This is a genomic window from Streptomyces sp. TLI_171, assembly GCF_003610255.1.
Lineage (GTDB): Bacteria > Actinomycetota > Actinomycetes > Streptomycetales > Streptomycetaceae > Kitasatospora.
The window spans coordinates 3386217-3403954 of sequence record NZ_RAPS01000001.1 but is presented as its reverse complement, the minus strand read 5'-3'; the positions used below and the strand labels follow the sequence as shown (position 1 = coordinate 3403954).

The following is a 17738-nucleotide window of genomic DNA, read 5'->3' as shown; positions in this document are numbered from 1 at the left end:
CGTGCCGGGTGTCAGTGCGCGGAGGCCGACGGGCTGGCGGTGCCGCTCGGCGAGCCGCTCGCGGTGGCGCCGGCGGCCGGCGAGCCGGTCGCGGCGGGCGAGCCGGTGGCCGCCGGGGAGGCGGTGGCGCCGCCGGTCGGCGAGGCGGACGGGCTGGCGGAGGCCTTCGACTCGTCCTTGGGGCCGAAGCCCTTGTAGATGTCGGAGGCGGGCTGCACGGCGGCGTCGGCGGAGACCTGGCCGGCCGTCTTGAAGGTGAAGGTGGTGTTGGCGTGGCCGCCGACCGACACCTTCACGCCGGAGGCCTGGGCCACCGGGGAGCCCTCGGCGCCGAGCAGCACCGACTCGCCGGGCAGCAGGGTGACGCCGGAGACGGTGGCGCCGTCCTTGTCGGTCAGGGTCGCGGTGCTGTCGCCGATCTTGACCGAGGTCAGCACCTCCTCGGCGGTGCTGGTGTTGGCGATGTTGACCGTGACGGTGGCCGGCCCGGAGTACTCGCCGGCGGTGCCCGCGGGGGTGACCACGACGATGTTGTTGAGCTTGACGGTGGTGCCGATCGACGTCGCCGCGTTGTCCGGCTTGATCTCCAGCGTGGCCGCGTCGTTGCCGGTCGCACAGGCGGACAGCGGCACGATCGCTGCGAGGACGAGGGCGGCGGCAGCGCCGCGTCGAAGGCTCCGGCTCACGGCGGCGACTTCTCCTTGGTGGGGATGATCCACGGAAACGGATCACGGTCGGTGGTCGAGGGTCAGACTACCGACCACACATATCCGGCTCTCACGGGGTGGCCCCGTGTCGCGGTCCGATCACGATCCGGGGCGCTCGGCGAGTCGGGGGCAAAAACTCAAGATCCAATCATGGTTTCGGGAGTGTGACCAGAGGTTTCGCCGCACCGTCGCACCGCCTCCGACCTGCGGGAAGCCCTCCTCGAACACCGGTCGCAGCATGCGACGGGGGTGGTTGTCAAGCCCTGGAACCTGCCCTGACCTGCGAAAACGCCCTTCGAGTCAGCCGAAAAGCGTGTTATTCTGGAAAGCCACGGAAGGGGTCCTGTCACATGACGTTCAAGGTTGGCGACACGGTGGTCTACCCCCATCACGGGGCTGCGCTGATCGAGGCCATCGAAACTCGCCAGATCAAAGGTGTGGACAAGACCTACCTGGTGCTGAAGGTGCAGCAGGGAGATCTGACGCTTCGCGTTCCCGCGGAGAACGCCGAGTTCGTCGGCGTCCGCGATGTGGTGGGCCAAGAGGGTCTGGACCGCGTTTTCGAGGTGCTCCGCGCACCGTACACCGAAGAGCCCACCAACTGGTCTCGCCGGTACAAGGCGAACCTGGAGAAGCTCGCGTCCGGCGACGTGATCAAGGTCGCCGAGGTCGTCCGCGACCTGTGGCGCCGTGAGCGCGAGCGCGGCCTGTCGGCTGGCGAGAAGCGGATGCTCGCCAAGGCCCGCCAGATCCTGGTGAGCGAGCTCGCACTTGCCGAGAACACCAACGAGGACAAGGCCGAGACGCTGCTCGACGAGGTCCTCGCCTCCTGAGCCCGGGGTCGCACCCGAGGCCTGGGCCCGGCCCTCGGTCGAGCTCGACACAGCTGTCCTGACGCAGCGCCCGGTGGTGCCCGAACGGCACCTCGGGCGCTTCGCCATGCCCGGAAGGGGTGGTGGCATGGCGCAGGGCCGAGCACGGGTCCACTAACGTGCAGTCAGGAAGGGGGCCTGCCCGCTCGCGCATCCGCGTTCGGCATGGGCCATACCCACCATCACCAAGGAGCCAAACCTGAACGCCTCAGCACAGCTCGCCGCCGCGGTCGTTCCGGCCGCCGGGCGCGGTGAGCGACTCGGTCCGGGCGCCCCGAAGGCGCTGCGCGAACTCGGCGGCGTGCCGCTGCTGGTGCACGCGGTGCGGGCGCTGGCCCGCAGCCGGGCGGTCGGCCTGGTGGTGGTGTGCGCGCCGCCGGACGGCGTGGCCGAGGTGGTCGCGCTCCTCGACGGCCACGGCCTGGACGGCAAGGACGTCCGGGTGGTGCCGGGCGGCGCCAGCCGGCAGGAGTCGGTGCGGCTCGGCCTGGCGGCCGTCCCCGCCGGCACCCGGGTGGTGCTGGTGCACGACGCGGCCCGCCCGCTGGTGCCGGTCGAGGTGGTGGACGCGGTCGCCGTCGCCGTCCGCGCCGGGGCCGCGGCGGTGGTGCCCGCAGTGCCGCTGGCCGACACCGTCAAGCGGGTCGAGCCGCAGCCGGCCGGGCCGGAGCCGGTGCTGGAGACCCCGGACCGGGCCACCCTGCGCGCCGTGCAGACCCCGCAGGGCTTCGACCTGCCGGGCCTGCTCGCCGCGCACGAGAGGGCGCTCGCCGAGGGCGCCGAGGTGACCGACGACGCCGGGCTGATCGAGCGCTTCGGCGGCCGGGTGGTGGTGGTGCCCGGCCACGAGGAGGCGTTCAAGGTCACCCGCCCGCTGGACCTCGTGCTCGCCGAGGCCGTACTCGCCCGACGGAGGGCCACCGATGGCTACTGATCCGATCGTTCCGCGCACCGGCATCGGCGTGGACGTGCACGCCTTCGAGGACGGCCGCCCGCTGCGGGTGGCCGGCCTGGACTGGCCGGGGGAGACCGGGCTGGCCGGGCACTCGGACGCCGACGTGGCCGCGCACGCCGCCTGCGACGCGCTGTTCTCCGCCGCCGGGATCGGCGACCTGGGCGCGCACTTCGGCACCTCCCGCCCCGAGTGGGCGGGCGCGGCCGGCGTGGCGCTGCTCGCGGAGGCCGCGCGCCTGGTCCGCGCGGCCGGCTTCGAGATCGGCAACGTCGCCGTCCAGGTGATCGGCGTCCGCCCGAAGGTCGGCAAGCGCCGCGCCGAGGCGCAGGCCGCGCTGTCCGCCGCGGTCGGCGCGCCCGTCTCGGTCTCCGGCACCACCACCGACGGCCTGGGCCTGACCGGTCGGGCGGAGGGACTCGCCGCGATCGCCACGGCGCTGGTCTACGAACGGCCCGCCGCCTAGCCTGACCCTGACGAAACGTCAGGAACCGGGCACTGGAGGACACATGGGCGTCGAACTCGCCGACAAGGTCAAGGAACTGCTGGACGCGAAGAGCTACGCGGTGGTGTCGACGGTCCAGCCGGACGGCAGCCCGCAGTCCTCCGTGGTGTGGGTGCGGCGGGACGGCGACGACATCCTGTTCTCCACCGTGCAGGGCCGGCGCAAGCACCTGAACCTGGTGCGCGACCCGCGGATCAGCCTGCTGGTCAATCCGGCGGACGACCCGTACACCTACTTCGAGGCGCGCGGGGAGGTCAGCATGACCACCGAGGGCGGCCGGGAGCTGATCGACGAGCTGTCCCGCAAGTACCGCGGCGAGGACTACCGGTTCGACGGGCCGGACGCGGTGCGGGTGGTGGTGCGGCTCAGCCCGCGCAAGGTGGTGGGGAACAACCTCTGAACGAGGGCACGCCAATGGGGCGGAAGGTGGCGGGGCACCCCCCGCCGCCCACTACCCTGGACGCTGTGAGCCTTCGTCTGTACGACACCATGACCCGCCAGGTACGCGACTTCGTCCCGCTGGTGCCGGGCTGTGTCTCGATCTACCTGTGCGGTGCCACCGTGCAGGCGCCCCCGCACATCGGGCACATCCGGTCGGGCCTCAACTTCGACGTGATGCAGCGGTGGTTCCGCTACCGCGGCTACGACGTCACCTTCGTCCGCAACGTCACCGACATCGACGACAAGGTGATCGCCAAGGGGCGCGAGCAGTCCACCGAGTGGTGGAAGATCGCGTACGCCAACGAGCGAGCCTTCAACGAGGGTTACACCGCCCTCGGGTGCCTGCCGCCGAGCGCGGAGCCGCGCGCCACCGGCCACGTGCCGGAGATGATCGAGATGATGCGCGGGCTGATCGAGCGCGGCCACGCGTACGAGGCCGACGGCAACGTGTACTTCGCGGTCACCACCTACGACGACTACCTGGCGCTCTCCAACCAGGAGTTGGAGAACCTGCGGCAGCCCTCCGGGGACGGCGAGACCGGCAAGCGGGACCCGCGCGACTTCGCGATGTGGAAGGCCGCCAAGCCCGGCGAGCCGAGCTGGGAGACGCCCTGGGGCCGCGGGCGGCCCGGCTGGCACCTGGAGTGCTCGGCGATGGCGCACAAGTACCTGGGCAGCGCCTTCGACATCCACGGCGGCGGGCTGGACCTGATCTTCCCGCACCACGAGAACGAGATCGCCCAGTCCAAGGCGTTCGGCGACGAGTTCGCGAACTTCTGGGTGCACAACGCCTGGGTGACGCTGGCCGGCGAGAAGATGTCCAAGTCGCTGGGCAACTCGGTGCTGGTCTCCGAGATGGTCCGGCGCTGGCGGCCGATCGTGCTGCGCTACTACCTGGCCGGCCCGCACTACCGCTCGATGATCGAGTACAGCGAGGAGTCGCTGCGCGAGGCCGAGACCGGGTTCAGCCGGATCGAGGGCTTCATCGAGCGCGCCGTGGAGCGCTGCGGCACGGTCGACCCCGCGCCCGAGGTGCCGCTGGCCTTCGCCGAGGCGATGGACGACGACCTCGGCGTGCCGCAGGCGCTGGCCGTGGTGCACACCGCCGTCCGGCAGGGCAACAGCGCACTCGGCGCGGACGACAAGGAATCCACCGCGGCCCGGCTGGCCGAGGTCCGGGCGATGCTCGGCGTGCTCGGCCTGGACCCGCTGGACGAGCAGTGGGCCGACGGCGGCGCGCAGGGCGAGGAGCTCACCGGCGTGGTCGACTCGCTGGTCCGACTGGTCCTCGACCAGCGCCAGGCGGCCCGCACCCGCAAGGACTTCACCACCGCGGACGCCATCCGCGACCAGCTCGGCGCGGCCGGGCTGGCGATCGAGGACACCCCGTCCGGCCCGCGCTGGACGATCAACCAGTAGCCCCTCGGGGCGCATGGGGGCCGTACCTTTGTATGGGTGCGGCCCCCACGCACGAAGCAGACGCAGAGACAGGAAGTACAGCCATGGCCGGCAACAGCCAGCGCAGGAACCGCCGCAACCCCGGGTCGAAGAAGGGCGCGAGTGTCGGTACCGGCGGCCACAGCCGGAAGGCACTCCAGGGCAAGGGCCCGACCCCGCGCGGTGAGGAGCGCAAGGGTCACCCCAAGCAGCGCGCCGCCAACGCGGCGCTCAAGCGCGAGCGGGACGCCAAGTCCCGCGCCGGCATGCGCCGGGCCGGCGGCCCGCGCAGCGGGCGCGGCGGCGCGGGCGCCGCCGAGCTGGTGGTGGGCCGCAACTCGGTGGTCGAGGCGCTGCAGGGCGGCGTGCCCGCCACGGCGCTGTACGTGCAGCAGTTCATCGACACCGACGACCGGGTCCGGGACGCCTTCCAGGCCGCCAACGAGCGCGGCATCCCGCTGATGGAGGCCCCGCGCCCGCAGCTGGACCAGATGACCGGCGGCCTGAACCACCAGGGCATGGTGCTGCAGGTCCCGCCCTACGAGTACGCGCACCCGGAGGACCTGCTGGAGGGGGCCGCCGACGCCGGGCAGGACGCGCTGATCATGGCGCTGGACGGCGTCACCGACTCCCGCAACCTGGGCGCCGTGGTCCGCTCGGCCGCCGCGTTCGGCGCGCACGGCGTGGTGATCCCGGAGCGCCGGGCGGCCGGCATGACCGCGGGCGCCTGGAAGACCTCCTCCGGCGCCGCGGCGCGCCTGCCCGTGGCCCGCGCCACCAACCTGACCCGCGCGCTGGAGGCCTACCAGAAGGCCGGCCTGATGGTGGTCGGCCTGGCCGCCGACGGCGAGGCCGAGATCGGCGACCTGGACGCGCTGAACGGCCCCGTGGTGATCGTGGCCGGCTCCGAGGGCAAGGGCCTGTCCCGCCTGGTCTCGGAGACCTGCGACCTGCTGGTGCGGATCCCGATGCCCGGTCAGACCGAGTCGCTGAACGCCGGTGTGGCCGCGGGCATCGTGCTGTACGAGGCCGCCCGGCTGCGCGCCAAGCGCTGACGCTCCGTCACCGCGCGCTGCTCCGACCGTCGTTTTCGTCGGTGAACCGGTCGGGTCCGGTCGGGCCCGATCGGTTTTCCCATGATCACTTCAAATCCTCTCCCGGAATCCACCCGGGAGAGTGTCCTCCGGGCCCGTCACCCGGTTAGAGGGGTGTGGACACCAGAACACCTCTGAGCCTCGGGCAGCGCCCCGCGGGGATAGACGACGGACCGGGCCTCAACACGGTCCGGGTCCCGTCCGACCCGGCGAAGCTCAGCAGCACCCAGGCCAGTTTCCGGGTCCGGCTCTCCGCCCCGGTGGCCCCGCTGATCGACGCCCCGGCCGGTGCCGCCTTCGGCGACCCGTACGGCCTGCACAGCGGCGTCCGTCCGCTGGTCACCCCGCAGGTCGTGGTGCCCGCGGCCGCGGTCCCCGCGCTGGCCGGGATCACCGCCGCCTCGGTCACCGGCGCGGCCCCCCGGCGCAAGCCGCGGGTGGTCACCTGGAGCGGCCAGGCCGGGCCCGGCGACACCGCCGCCACCCAGCTGCTGGAAGCGGTCCGGCTGAACACCGTGCCCGCCCCGGCGAAGGGCTACGCGGAGGACGACACCCAGCAACTGCAGGCCGTCCCGCGGCAGTACGGCCCCGGCGGCGGATCCGCCGGCAGCGGCTCCGTCGGCAGCGGCGAGACCCCGCACGTGGGCGTCCCCGACCTGCTGGACGAGTCGGTCCGGGTCGGCGGCCGCAGCTGGCAGCCCGAGGGCGAGCTGCCGGAGGTGTCCTCGCTCGCCGAGGGCTCCAAGCACGCCTGGTACCCCGGCCGCCGGGTCGACCTCGGCCTGGTGCTGCTGCCGCTGCGGGTGCTGCTCGGCTCGCTGTCGGTGTACGCCGGGTTCAGCAAGCTCTGCGACCCGGTGTACTTCGACGGCGGCGAGCGCGGCTCGATGATGCGCTGGCTGTCCTCGCTGCACCCGTGGAAGGCCGCCCAGCCGCTGCTGGACTTCGCGATGGCCCACCCGGTCGGCGCCGGGCTGGCGGTCTCCTTCGCCGAGATCGTGATCGGCGTGCTGACTCTGCTGGGCCTGTGGCAGCGGCTCGCGGCGGGCGCGGCCATGCTGCTGTCCGCGGCGCTGCTGTTCACCGTGAGCTGGAAGGCGGTGCCGGTCTACGACACCCCCGACCTGATCTTCCTCGCGGCCTGGAGCCCGCTGCTGATCGCCGGCGCGCCGTTCGCCTCGCTGGACGGCCGGATCGCCCTGGAGGCGTTCCGCCGGCACGGGCCCGCCGCTCCCGGCGCGGTCCGGCGGCGGATGCTGCGCCGCCGCACCGTGGTCACCGCGGTGGTGGTCGGCCTGACCCTGCTGTCCGGTTCGCTGCTCGGCGCGGCGGTCCGCACCGGCCGGCAGACCCCGGTCGAGCCGGCGCCGAACTACGGCACCCCGGTGTTCCCCGCCGGCGGTCCGTCGTCGACCCCCTCGCCCGCCGCGCCGTCCCCGACGCCGAGCCCGAGCAAGGCCCCGGCATCGCCCTCTCCCTCGCCGAGCCGCAGTGGCAGCAGCCCGAAGGCCAAGCCGAGCGGGTCGCCCAGCCAGTCGCCGCGCAGCAACTCCGGCGGCGGCGCGGGCACCGGCGGCAGCACCGGCGGCGGAGGCTCGGCCGGGGGCACCGGCACCGGGGGCGCCGCGCCGACCACCCCCCGCTCACAGCCCTCGCACGGCGTGATCGGCGGGCTGCTGGGCAGCGGGCCGCCGCTGCTGGAGCTGGGCATGAGCCCCGGCTCGGCCCCGAGCGGCGCCTGACGGCCGCTCGGCAACCGCGCGGGCCCCGCCCGGAGTTCGGACTCCGGGCGGGGCCCTCCTGCGTGTCCTGACGGCCTATCGGGCGTCGCGGGAGGCGGCGAGCTCCTTGGCGGCCTCGGTGAGGTCCTTGGCGGTGTCGATGGCCCGCCAGTAGCAGCCCTGCGGCAGCTGGTAGCCGGCCAGCCGGCGGTCCCGGGCGAGCTGCGGGAAGGTGGTCCGCTCGTGGTCGCCGACCTCGGGCAGCAGCTCGCGGAAGCCCGGCGCGAAGACGTACAGGCCCGCGTTGATCAGGAACGGGGACGGCGGAGCCTCGATGAAGTCCAGCACGTTGCCGAACCGGTCGGTCTCCACCGCGCCCCACGGGATCCGCGGGCGGGCCAGGGCCAGCGTGGCGACGGCGGCCCGCTCGTGGTGGAAGGCCGCCATCTCGCGGAGGCTGAACCTGGTCCAGATGTCGCCGTTGGTGGCGAACCAGGGCTCCGCGGGGCGCGGGAGCGCGGCCGAGGCATACCTCAACCCGCCGCCGCGGCCCAGCGGTTCGCCCTCCACCACGGTCTGCACCCGGAGCGGCAGCTCGGCCTTCGCCAGCCAGTCGCTCAGCACCTCGGCCAGGTGCCCGCAGGAGACCACCGCGTCGGTGACGCCCTCGGCGGCCAGCCACTCCAGCTGGTGCCCGATGATCGGCGTTCCGGTGCCGGGGATCTCCACCAGCGGCTTGGGGCGGTCATCGGTGTACGGCCGCAGCCGGGAGCCCTGCCCGCCCGCCAGGATCACCGCCTGGGTGACGGCGGGGGCGGCGGAGCCGGGGGCGGCGGAGGTGTCGGCTGTCATGACGCCACGATAGGGCCCGCCCCTGCCCCGGGGCGGGCCCTGACGCGCGGTGCTTCGGCGCGCGGTGCTGCGACCGGTGCTTCGGCGCGTGCCGTGGTGCCGTGTCGCCGTGGTCGGTCGCCGCGGGGCGACGGACCGTCAGCCCACCACGCCGGCGGCGAACGCGCCGTCGCAGACCGGGCGGGCGAAGGAGCGGGCCCGCTTCAGGTCGCCCTGGTACTTCTTCACTGCGGCGCGGCCGAGGTCGCCGGCCAGCGTGGTGCAGTACGGGGCGAGCGACGGGTTCTCCCGCACGGCGCGCTCCAGCAGGTCCAGCGCCGTCCCCGGGTTGTGGTTCTTCAGCTCCTCCATCAGGTCCACCCGGAGGGCGTCCTGCGGGGCCATGCCCTGGGTGTTGGGGGCCGTGGAGGTGCGGCCGATGGTGCCGTCGCCGCTGGAGGCCGCGACCACCTGCTGGTCGAGCCCGGTCGGTGGGGCCCACGGGACGCGGGTGACGGCGAGCGTGCCGGTGGTCACCAGGATCACCGGCAGGGTGAGGGCAACGGTCTGGCCGATACGGCGAACGAGCTGTTTCACGCTCTGGAGAGTAGCGCCGCGTGGCGGTCCGAGCGCGCCACGTTACCCCATCGGGTGATCGGTGTCCCGATTTGTTCCGCCATCAGGTTGACGCGCGGTGCGCGAACGGGCCCGGACGCCGGACGTGCTTTCGGCCCTCTCCCGGACGTGCTCCGGCCCTGCCCCGGACGTGGTCCGGGAACGACGGAACCCCCTGCCGACCGCCGTGGGCAGGGGGTTCCGGTGAAACCGGGGTGTCGTGTCGTCAGGCGCTCAGGCGCTCGCCGGTGGTGGCGAACACGTGCGGCTCGTTGCCGACCGGGACGACGTGGATGGTCTCGCCACGCTGCGGGATCTCGCGGCTGTGCACGCGGACCACGATGTCCTTGTCCTTGCCGGCGACCTGGGTGGTGCCGTAGACGTAGCCGTCCGCGCCGAGCTCCTCGACCACGTTGACGGTGACCGCGACGCCCTCGAGGCCGCCGGCCGGGACGACCTGGAAGTGCTCGGGACGGATGCCGACCACGACCTCCTTGGCGGTGCCGGCCTTCGACAGGTCCTCGCGGGCGATGTTGATGACCGAGCCGCCGAACTTGACGCCGCCGTCGACCAGCGGAACCTCGATCAGGTTCATCGCGGGGGAGCCGATGAAGCCGGCCACGAACAGGTTCGCGGGGCGGTCGTACATGGCGCGCGGGGCGTCGACCTGCTGCAGGATGCCGTCCTTGAGGACCGCGACGCGGTCACCCATGGTCATGGCCTCGGTCTGGTCGTGGGTGACGTAGACCGTGGTGATGCCCAGGCGGCGCTGCAGCGAGGCGATCTGGGTACGGGTGGACACGCGGAGCTTGGCGTCCAGGTTGGACAGCGGCTCGTCCATCAGGAAGACCTGCGGCTGGCGGACGATCGCGCGGCCCATCGCGACGCGCTGGCGCTGACCGCCGGAGAGCGCCTTCGGCTTGCGGTCCAGGTACTCGGTCAGGTCGAGGATCTTGGCGGCCTCTTCGACCTTGGTGCGGATGTCCGCCTTGTTCACGCCGGCGATCTTCAGGGCGAAGCCCATGTTCTCGGCGACGGTCATGTGCGGGTACAGCGCGTAGTTCTGGAACACCATGGCGATGTCCCGGTCCTTCGGCGGCAGGTGGGTCACGTCGCGGTCGCCGATGCGGATGGCGCCCTCGTTCACGTCCTCCAGGCCGGCCAGCATGCGCAGCGAGGTCGACTTGCCACAGCCGGAGGGGCCGACCAGGACGAGGAACTCGCCGTCCGCGATCTCCAGGTCGAGCGCGTCGACCGAGGGCTTGGTCGCACCCGGGTACACACGGGTGGCCTTGTCGTACGTCACAGAAGCCATGGTGCTTCGCTCCTTCACCGGCAGGAACGTGCCGGACGATCCGAGTAAAGGTGGATGGTGTCCGCCGCACCCGACTGGTCTGGACCACCGACCCGAGTGCGACTTCCCCGTGACGCTACCTGGCAGTTCATCCTTTTGTCAGCCCTTGGCCGCCCCCGAGTTCCGCATCGATCCGGTCACGGCTCACAACCCCCGCACCCGCGCGCCCCCGCCCGGTACACTGCCCACTGGTGCCGCCGTGGATCTCCGCGGACGGTCACCGCGCCTCCTTAGCTCAGCTGGCCAGAGCACCGCTCTTGTAAAGCGGGGGTCGTCGGTTCGAACCCGACAGGGGGCTCCGCGATGTGTTCCGTGAAGTGCCGCTGTGGCCGTGAGGGTCAGGCGGATTGGGCCTCGGCGATGAGGGTGTGGAGTTCGGTGACCTCGGGGGCTTGGGCGTCGGCGAGGCGGGTGAGGGCGAACTGCCAGGCGGCCAGGGCTTCTTCGGGGCGGCCGAGGTCGCGCAGGACCAGGCCGTGCAGGTGCTCGGCGAGGCCGGAGCCGATGGTGCCCTGGAGGGTGGCGGCCCAGTCCAGCAGGTCACGGCAGGCGGCCAGCGCCTCGTCCAGCCGGCGGAGCCGGCGCAGGGCCTCGATCCGGCCCTTGCGGGCCTGGAACTCGACGTCCCAGGACCCGGCGGTCAGGTGCAGGTCGAGGACGGCGCCGAAGTGCACGAGGGCCTCGGCGAGGTCGCCCAGGCGGAGGTTGGCGTAGCCGAGGTTGTTCAGGCCGGCGGCTTCGGCCAGCAGGTAGTCGATGCGCCGGCCGGCCTCGATGCTGCGCCGGTGGTAGGCGATGGCGGCGTGCGGGTCGTCGGCCTCGACCAGGTTGCCGAGGGCGCTGAGCGCATTCGACTCGGTGTAGGCGTCGCCGTCCTCGGCGGCCTCCTCGGCGGCCCGTTCCAGCAGTTCCAGGGCCTCCGCCTTGCGGGACAGGTAGGTCAGCACCAGGCCCCGGTTGATCATGATGCTGCGGGCCTGGGAGCGGTCGCCGAGCCGTTGCCAGGTCTGCTCGCACTGGTCCATCAGGTCCAGGGCCTGCAGGTGGCGGCCGGCCTCGAAGTGCATGCCGGCCATGTCCTTGAGCGTGTACCCCTCGGCGAACAGGTCGCCCTCGCGCTGCGCGACCCGTAGCGCGACGGTGTTGAGCCGGATCACCTCCTGCTGGCGGCCGCGCCGCCACAGCACGGGGTAGGCCGCGCGGACCAGGGTGAGCAGGTCGGCCGCGGCCCAGGCTTCTTCGGCGAGGCCGTCCACCAGGGCCAGCAGGTTGCCGTGTTCGGCGTCGCCGAACGCCAGCGCGCTGTCCCGGTCCGGGAGTTCCGCCGTCGGGTCGACCGCGGGGAGGCGCCGGGTGGTGTGCTGCGGCGCGTCGACCACGAACGCCGTGCGGACCATGGCGGCCAGGTACCAGCCGAGCGCCGTGCGGGCGAGGCGGGTGCGTTCGGTGGGGTCGGGGAGTTCGCGGGCGTAGTCGCGGACGAGGTCGTGCGGTGCGAAGCGGTCCGGGTGGGTCTCGTCGAGGAGGGCCGTTTCGGCGAGGCGGTCGAGTGCGGTGGCGGCCTGGGCGGGGGTGAGGTCGAGGACGCCGGCGAGTTGGGGGGCGGTGTACTCGGGGAGGTCGAGGACGCCGATCGCGACCAGCGCCCGGGCGGCCCGCTGGTCGGGCTTCCGGGCGGAGGCGCGGAGCGAGTCGTAGGTGAGGGCCAGGGACTGGCGGATGCTCAGGTCGTCGAGTTCGAGTTCGTCGAGCCGGTCCGCCCGGTCCTCCAGCCGGCCGACCAGGTTGCGGACGGGGAGGGTGCGGCGGGTGGCGAGCCGGGCGCCGGCGATCCGCAGGGCGAGCGGGTGGTGGCCGCAGAGCTGGACCAGGCGGGCGAGGTCGGCCTGTTCGAGGGAGACCACCGCCCGGTCGGCGGTGGCGCGGCCGGCGGTGCGTTCGACGAGGGTGATGCTGTCGCGTTCGGTGAGGGTGTCGAGGCGGAGGTGGAGGTCGGCGTCGAGGGTGTGGAGGGGGTTGCGGCTGGTGACGAGGACGGCGCAGCCGGGGGTGGCGGGGAGGAGGGGGCGGATCTGGGCGGTGTCGGCGGCGTCGTCGAGGACGAGGAGGGTGCGGGTGCCGGCGAGGGTGGTGCGCAGCAGGGCGGCCGCGGTGTCGACGTCCGCGGGCAGGTGGGTGGGTTCGACTCCGAGGGCGCGCAGGAGGGCGCTGAGGGCGGGGTGGGGGTGGAGCGGGGTGAGGCCGGGGGTGGCGCCGTGGAGGTTGAGGAACAGCTGTCCGTCGGGGAAGTGGGTGCGCAGGGTGTGGGCGCAGTGGATGGCGAGGGCGGATTTGCCGATGCCGGCGAGGCCGTTGACGACGGCGACGGCGCCGCGTTCGGTGGGGGTGAGCAGGGTGTGCCGGAGGGTGGCGAGGGGCTGCTCGCGGCCGATGAAGTGGGCCGGGGCGGAGGGGAGTTGGGCGGGCTTGGTGGGCCGCGGGGCTGGCGGCGGGGCGGCGAGGATGCGTTGGTGCACCTGGCGAACGGCGGGGCCGGGTTCGACGCCGAGTTCCTCGTGCAGGGCGGTGCGCAGCCGCTGGTAGGTCTCCAGGGCTTTGGCGCGGTGGCCGGTGGCGTCGAGGGCCTGCATGAGTTGGACGTGGAAGGCTTCGCGGAGGGGGTGTTCGGCGGTGAGGCCGGTGAGCTCGGCGACCACCGTCTCGGGACGGCCGCCGCGCAGTTCGGCGTCGAAGCGCCACTCCAGCGCCTGCAGCCGGCTCTCCCGCCACGACTCGCCGACGGAGACCGAGAGTTCGGGCAGGTCCGCGAGCGGGTCGCCGCGCCACAGGTCGAGTGCCGCGGCGGTGGCGTCGAGGACCTGGGGCAGGTCGCCGGCCTGGTGGGCGGCCCGGGCGCGCTGCACTGCGGCGTCGAACCGGAGGGTGTCCAACTCGTCTTCGGCGACCTGCAGTCGGTAGCCGGCGGGGACGGCCTGCAGGCGTTGCCCGTCCTGGTCGCCGAGCGCGCGGCGCAGCCGGGCGACCAGGTTGCGCAGCGAGGCTTCCGCGGTGGCCGGTGCCTGCGCTCCCCACAGCGCGTCGATCAGCCGGTCCAGGGTCACGGGCCGGTTCGGGTGGAGCAGCAGCACGGCGAGCAGCGTCCGGGCTTTCGGTCCGCGGACCGGACACTCGCGCGTCCCGTCGCGGGCCGACAGTGTCCCCAGCAAGCCGAACCGCACCGTGTGCCTCCCGCCCCGCGTGCTCCCCACCCGACTCCCCGTCGGGGCACGTTAGGCAGATGTTATCGGCCGATTATCGGCCACCTCCAAGCTGTCCTCATCGGCCCACCGCCGAGAACCGGAGCGCCGCTCGCGGCCCGGACCTGCACACCCATGGGGGAGCACCATGACGCACGCACCGCGCACCCGCCGCCGCGCCCGACGGTCCGACCAGGACACCGTCTGGGTCTGAGCGGCCCCAGCACTCGCGGCGCAGGTGACCCGCCGGACACCCGCCCCGCGACCCGTGAACTCCCGACCGCGGCACGCCGCTCAGCTGCAAGCGGGGAGTTGACGGGCAATCAGCACGACGGTCGGGGGGCCGCCGTGCTGGACGGCACCGGAGTGGCACGCGTCAGCCCGTGGTTCGATCCGCGGTGGGGGAGGGGGACGCGTGCCCTTCCGGTGGTCCGACCGCCACCCGGTGCACGAAGGTCGCGGTGAGGAACGCCACCACCGCGGCGACGATCAGCAGCGGCATCGAGTCCGCCGCCTGGTCGCCCAGCAGCACCGTGGCCAGCACCGTACTGGTCACCGGCAGCTTGGTCGCCGCGGCGGCGCTCGCCGCCAGCCCGGCGGCCAGCCCCGCCGCCGTGCCCATCCCCGGAAGCCCTCCCACGACCACCCCGAGCGCCGCGCCCAGCAGCACCGCCGGGAAGATCGGCCCACCGCGCAGCGAGCCCAGCGCCACGCCCCAGCCCAACCCCTTGAACAGCACCAGCGCCAGCAGCGCGCCCACCGACCAGGCGTGCGGATCGGCCGACAACTGCCCCAGCGTCGCCTGCCCGGACAGCGCCGCCTCCTCCGGGGAACGCCCCGTCACCAGCGCGTACCCGGCGATGCACAGGCCCACCAGCACCGCGCTGAGCACGGTGCGGACCGCCGTCCGGAGCGAGGTGAACACCGCGAACCGGTGGCCGAGGGTCTGCCCCGCGACCACCACCAGCGCGATCACCACGGCCAGCGGGATCCCCCACAGGAAGTCCGCGGCGTCCGGCAGCCCCGCCTTCGGCACCGACGGCAGGCTCAGCGCACCGATCGACAGGCCCGTCCAGTGCCCGAAGCCGGTGAACACCAGCGCGCCGACGCCCGAGGACAGCAGACAGGGCAGCAGCAGCAGGGTCAGCTGCGCCCCGCCGAGGCCCGCCGCCTCGATCATCATCACCGCGGCCACCAGCGGGCTGCCGAAGATGGTGGCGATCGCCGCGGTCGACCCGGCCGCGCCCAGCATCGGTGCCAGCAGCGGAGCGGACGCCCGCTTGGCCGAGCTCACCGTCAGCAGCGCCAGTCCGCTGCCCATCGCCATCAACGGGGCCTCCGGGCCGAGCACCGCGCCCAGCGGCAGCGCGGCCAGCGCCGCCAGCACCACCGAGGGCACCTCGATCGGCGGCGTCGGCGGGCCGCCCAGCCCGTGCACCGGGATGTGGCCGCCGCGCCCCGGCATCCGGGTCACGATCGGCGCCAGCAGCAGACCCGCCAGGGCCAGCGTCGGCAGCGGCCACCACCACGGCGGGCTGCTGTAGTCCAGGTGCTCCGGCAGCGACTCCCACACCAGGTGCTGCAGTTCGTGCTCCAGGCTGACGAAGCCGAACGCCGCCAGCGACACCGGTACGCCCACCAGTGCCGACACCAGCAGCAGCCGCCCGTACCCGGGACTGCGGAGCAGCTCGCGCAGGCTGGGCGGCTGCGACGGACCGGCGGCCTGCTGCGGCATCTGCGCTCCCTGTCCCTCGGCGGCACGCGCCCCGCGGGGGTACCGCCGGGCACATGTCCTTCGACCGTCGGGCGGCCAGCGGAGCGCGGCCATCGGGGTGAGCCGAACGGGCGAGCGGCACACCCGCGCGGGCCCGCCCGGGCGGTCGTACGGTGGACGGAGGGGGATCGGAGGGAGACCCGAGGAGGACCCGATGCCCGGTTCGATGACCATCGGCCACACCGACGCGCTGGTGATGCTCAGCCACGCCGACGCCGAACGCCTGAGCGCTCTGCTGGCCGGCCTGTCGGCGCTCGCCGCGAGCGGCCGGATCCCGGCCGAACAGCTCGCCGCCCTGGGCGGCGGGGAGGCCCCCGACCGGGCCGAACTCGCCACCTGGTCCCGCACCCTGTCCGGCTACCTCCGCAACCACCTCTGACCCCGTCCGCCGGGCCCCGGCCGGGCGGTACGTTGGGGGCATGGAGCTCTCCTGGGTGACTGTCCCGACCCCGCTGCCGAGCGGGCCGATGCGCTTCGGGGTGACCGCGGACGGGGTGGCGGCCGCCAGCTACGCCGGTGAGAGCTTCGCGGGCCGGCCGATCGGGTACCCCGAGTGCACCGACGAGCGCCGCACGACCCTGGTGCGGTCCCGGGTGGACGAGTACTTCACGGGCCGGCGGCGGGCGTTGGAGCTCCCGATCGACTGGAGCTTCGCCACCGGCCCGCACCGCGCGGTGCTGCGCTGCCTGCTGGCCGAGGTCGGCTGGGGCCGTACCGTCACCTACGGCGAACTCGCGGCCCGCAGCGGGGTGTTCACCGAGCCGACCGAGCCGGGCGTACCGGCCCGGACGGTCGGGCAGATGATGGGCGCCAACCCCCTGCCGCTGCTGGTGCCCTGCCACCGGGTGGTGGCCGCGGACGGCCTCGGCGGGTTCGGCGGGCCCTGGCACGGCATCGAGGTGAAGCGCTGGCTGCTCACCCTGGAAGGGGTGCTGCCGCCGACCCTGGACTGGACCGGGCCGACGGACTGAGTGGCCTACCGGGCGGCCGCGGCGGGCAGCCGTCCGCCCTGCTCGACCTGCCCGGTCCGGGCGATCTGCTCGATCGCGGGCGCGGCGGGCTGCCGGGGCAGCACCGCCTGGGCGGCCGGCACCAGGGTGTAGTCGCCGAGCACCAGTTCGTCCGTGGTGGGCAGCAACGGGCGTGCGCCGAGGGCGAGTTCGAGCGCGGCGGCGGGCAGGTTGAGGCCGCACAGGCGGAGCTGGTGCAGGCCGCCGGACGGGCGTGTGTTGATGTCCAGCACCACCGCCCGGCCGCTCAGCTCGTGCCGGAACTGCACGTTGGAGAGGTAGCCGACCCCGAACTGCTCGACCAGCCGGCGGGCCGGCTCCAGGTAGCGGGGCTCGACGGTGAAGCCCCGGCGGCGGCCCTGCTTGCTGCGGCCGGCCGCGGCAAGCAGCCGTCCGTCCGGGTCGGCGAGGCAGTCCACCGACACCTCGGGGCCGTGCAGGTAGGGCATCACCAGCAGTTCGGCCGGGCCGTCGGAGTGCTCCAACGCCTGGACGACCTGGTCGAGTTGGACCTGCGCGTCGACGTAGCCGGCCAGCCGGCGGAGGCTGAACGGCTCGCGGGTCAGGATCCGGAAGCCCTCGCCGCCCGCGCCGGTGGCGGGCTTCAGGCAGGCCTGCGCGCCGGTCGCCTCGATCTCCTCGACCGCGGCCAGCAGCTCGGCGGCGGTGTCGGCCTGCCGCCACAGCGGGGTGGGCAGTCCGGCCGCGTCCAGTGCCCGGTAGCCGTCCGCCTTGCTGGCGAACAGCGAGATCGCCGGGGCGGGCGGGCAGACCAGCGCGGTGCCCAGCGCCTCGAAGTCGCGGCGGCGCACGGATATCGCCAACTGGTGCAGGCGGGGCAGGAATACGTCCACGTCGTGCAGGGCGCAGAATTCCAGCGCGAATTCCACGTAGTTCTCGGCGGACAGCCCGTCCGGTTCCAGGGCGCCCAGGTCGGCGGCGGCGAGCACGGGGGAGTCGGGGTCGACGTGGGTGGCCAGGACGTGCACCGGGCGCGGGCCGGTGCGCAGCAGGTCGATGAAGAAGACGTTCTCGGCGTAGGTGCGGTTCAGCCAGACGCGGACGGGCGCGGTCACGGAGCTCTCCCTGGAGAAGGGCGTGCCAATGGGAGGTTCACCGACCGGTTCGCCTGCCCTGTGGCGGCGGTCACCACGCGGTGAGGGGGCCACCTTAGCGCTGTCTTGTGTCG

16 protein-coding genes and 1 tRNA gene are annotated in these 17738 nt (G+C 73.7%); 10 read left to right on the top strand and 7 right to left on the bottom strand.

What is annotated here, in order from left to right; translation table 11 throughout:
* Positions 1-11: 11 nt before the first annotated feature.
* Positions 12-686, bottom strand: a complete 675-nt coding sequence (locus BX266_RS15510; protein ID WP_099900303.1) for a DUF461 domain-containing protein — start codon at positions 684-686, stop codon at positions 12-14.
* Between the two features lie 371 nt (positions 687-1057).
* Between BX266_RS15510 and BX266_RS15500 the strand changes: the two genes are divergently transcribed.
* The 7 genes from BX266_RS15500 (at position 1058) to BX266_RS15470 (ending at position 7750) form a co-directional block, all read left to right on the top strand.
* Complete coding sequence (locus BX266_RS15500) at positions 1058-1540, top strand: CarD family transcriptional regulator (RefSeq protein ID WP_014136563.1); 483 nt, start codon at positions 1058-1060, stop codon at positions 1538-1540.
* Between the two features lie 220 nt (positions 1541-1760).
* Positions 1761-2513: a 2-C-methyl-D-erythritol 4-phosphate cytidylyltransferase gene (gene ispD, locus BX266_RS15495; RefSeq protein ID WP_099900301.1), complete on the top strand. Its 753-nt coding sequence runs from the start codon at positions 1761-1763 to the stop codon at positions 2511-2513.
* Positions 2503-2997 carry a 2-C-methyl-D-erythritol 2,4-cyclodiphosphate synthase gene (gene ispF, locus BX266_RS15490; protein WP_099900299.1) on the top strand — a complete coding sequence of 165 codons (495 nt, stop codon included), beginning with the start codon at positions 2503-2505 and terminating at the stop codon, positions 2995-2997. The genes ispD and ispF overlap by 11 nt, the downstream gene beginning before the upstream one ends.
* A 43-nt stretch (positions 2998-3040) precedes the next feature.
* Positions 3041-3436 carry a PPOX class F420-dependent oxidoreductase gene (locus BX266_RS15485; protein WP_099900297.1) on the top strand — a complete coding sequence of 132 codons (396 nt, stop codon included), beginning with the start codon at positions 3041-3043 and terminating at the stop codon, positions 3434-3436.
* 65 nt (positions 3437-3501) lie between these two features.
* Complete coding sequence (gene cysS / locus BX266_RS15480; RefSeq protein ID WP_099900295.1) at positions 3502-4896, top strand: cysteine--tRNA ligase; 1395 nt, start codon at positions 3502-3504, stop codon at positions 4894-4896.
* Between the two features lie 83 nt (positions 4897-4979).
* A complete protein-coding gene (gene rlmB / locus BX266_RS15475; RefSeq protein ID WP_099900293.1) occupies positions 4980-5969 on the top strand; it encodes a 23S rRNA (guanosine(2251)-2'-O)-methyltransferase RlmB in 990 nt (329 codons plus the stop codon).
* Positions 5970-6124: 155 nt separating this feature from the next.
* Positions 6125-7750, top strand: coding sequence for a DoxX family membrane protein (locus BX266_RS15470; RefSeq protein WP_099900291.1), 1626 nt, complete (start codon positions 6125-6127; stop codon positions 7748-7750).
* A gap of 75 nt (positions 7751-7825) precedes the next feature.
* Here the strand turns inward: BX266_RS15470 and BX266_RS15465 are convergent, their stop codons facing one another.
* The 3 genes from BX266_RS15465 to BX266_RS15455 form a co-directional block, all read right to left on the bottom strand.
* A complete protein-coding gene (locus tag BX266_RS15465) occupies positions 7826-8581 on the bottom strand; it encodes a nucleotidyltransferase family protein (protein ID WP_099900289.1) in 756 nt (251 codons plus the stop codon).
* A 138-nt stretch (positions 8582-8719) separates the two neighbouring features.
* Positions 8720-9157, bottom strand: coding sequence for a hypothetical protein (locus BX266_RS15460; protein WP_099900287.1), 438 nt, complete (start codon positions 9155-9157; stop codon positions 8720-8722).
* A gap of 244 nt (positions 9158-9401) precedes the next feature.
* Positions 9402-10490 carry an ABC transporter ATP-binding protein gene (locus BX266_RS15455; RefSeq protein WP_099900285.1) on the bottom strand — a complete coding sequence of 363 codons (1089 nt, stop codon included), beginning with the start codon at positions 10488-10490 and terminating at the stop codon, positions 9402-9404.
* A gap of 263 nt (positions 10491-10753) precedes the next feature.
* Between BX266_RS15455 and BX266_RS15450 the strand changes: the two genes are divergently transcribed.
* A tRNA-Thr gene (locus BX266_RS15450) sits at positions 10754-10827 on the top strand.
* Positions 10828-10867: 40 nt separating this feature from the next.
* Here the strand turns inward: BX266_RS15450 and BX266_RS15445 are convergent.
* Both BX266_RS15445 and BX266_RS15440 read right to left on the bottom strand, forming a co-directional pair.
* Complete coding sequence (locus BX266_RS15445) at positions 10868-13657, bottom strand: AfsR/SARP family transcriptional regulator (RefSeq protein WP_180290498.1); 2790 nt, start codon at positions 13655-13657, stop codon at positions 10868-10870.
* Between the two features lie 484 nt (positions 13658-14141).
* Positions 14142-15500, bottom strand: a complete 1359-nt coding sequence (locus tag BX266_RS15440; protein ID WP_099900281.1) for a chloride channel protein — start codon at positions 15498-15500, stop codon at positions 14142-14144.
* A gap of 193 nt (positions 15501-15693) precedes the next feature.
* Between BX266_RS15440 and BX266_RS15435 the strand changes: the two genes are divergently transcribed.
* Together BX266_RS15435 and BX266_RS15430 are read left to right on the top strand one after the other, a co-directional pair.
* On the top strand, positions 15694-15918 hold the full coding sequence (locus BX266_RS15435; protein ID WP_099900279.1) for a hypothetical protein: 225 nt from the start codon (positions 15694-15696) through the stop codon (positions 15916-15918).
* Between the two features lie 55 nt (positions 15919-15973).
* Positions 15974-16510 carry a methylated-DNA--[protein]-cysteine S-methyltransferase gene (locus BX266_RS15430; RefSeq protein WP_399169705.1) on the top strand — a complete coding sequence of 179 codons (537 nt, stop codon included), beginning with the start codon at positions 15974-15976 and terminating at the stop codon, positions 16508-16510.
* Between the two features lie 5 nt (positions 16511-16515).
* Here the strand turns inward: BX266_RS15430 and BX266_RS15425 are convergent, their stop codons facing one another.
* The gene (locus BX266_RS15425; RefSeq protein WP_099900275.1) at positions 16516-17625 is read right to left on the bottom strand and encodes an ATP-grasp domain-containing protein; all 1110 of its coding nucleotides are present in this window, start codon (positions 17623-17625) and stop codon (positions 16516-16518) included.
* Positions 17626-17738 lie beyond the last annotated feature (113 nt).

Bases quoted from the DNA above. Each gene is read 5' to 3' on its own strand.
- BX266_RS15500 (WP_014136563.1), top strand. From the start codon at position 1,058: ATGACGTTCAAGGTTGGCGACACGGTGGTCTACCCCCATCACGGGGCT.
- ispF (WP_099900299.1), top strand. From the start codon at position 2,503: ATGGCTACTGATCCGATCGTTCCGCGCACCGGCATCGGCGTGGACGTG.
- BX266_RS15485 (WP_099900297.1), top strand. From the start codon at position 3,041: ATGGGCGTCGAACTCGCCGACAAGGTCAAGGAACTGCTGGACGCGAAG.
- rlmB (WP_099900293.1), top strand. From the start codon at position 4,980: ATGGCCGGCAACAGCCAGCGCAGGAACCGCCGCAACCCCGGGTCGAAG.
- BX266_RS15465 (WP_099900289.1), bottom strand. From the start codon at position 8,581: ATGACAGCCGACACCTCCGCCGCCCCCGGCTCCGCCGCCCCCGCCGTC.
- BX266_RS15455 (WP_099900285.1), bottom strand. From the start codon at position 10,490: ATGGCTTCTGTGACGTACGACAAGGCCACCCGTGTGTACCCGGGTGCG.
- BX266_RS15440 (WP_099900281.1), bottom strand. From the start codon at position 15,500: ATGCCGCAGCAGGCCGCCGGTCCGTCGCAGCCGCCCAGCCTGCGCGAG.
- BX266_RS15435 (WP_099900279.1), top strand. From the start codon at position 15,694: ATGCCCGGTTCGATGACCATCGGCCACACCGACGCGCTGGTGATGCTC.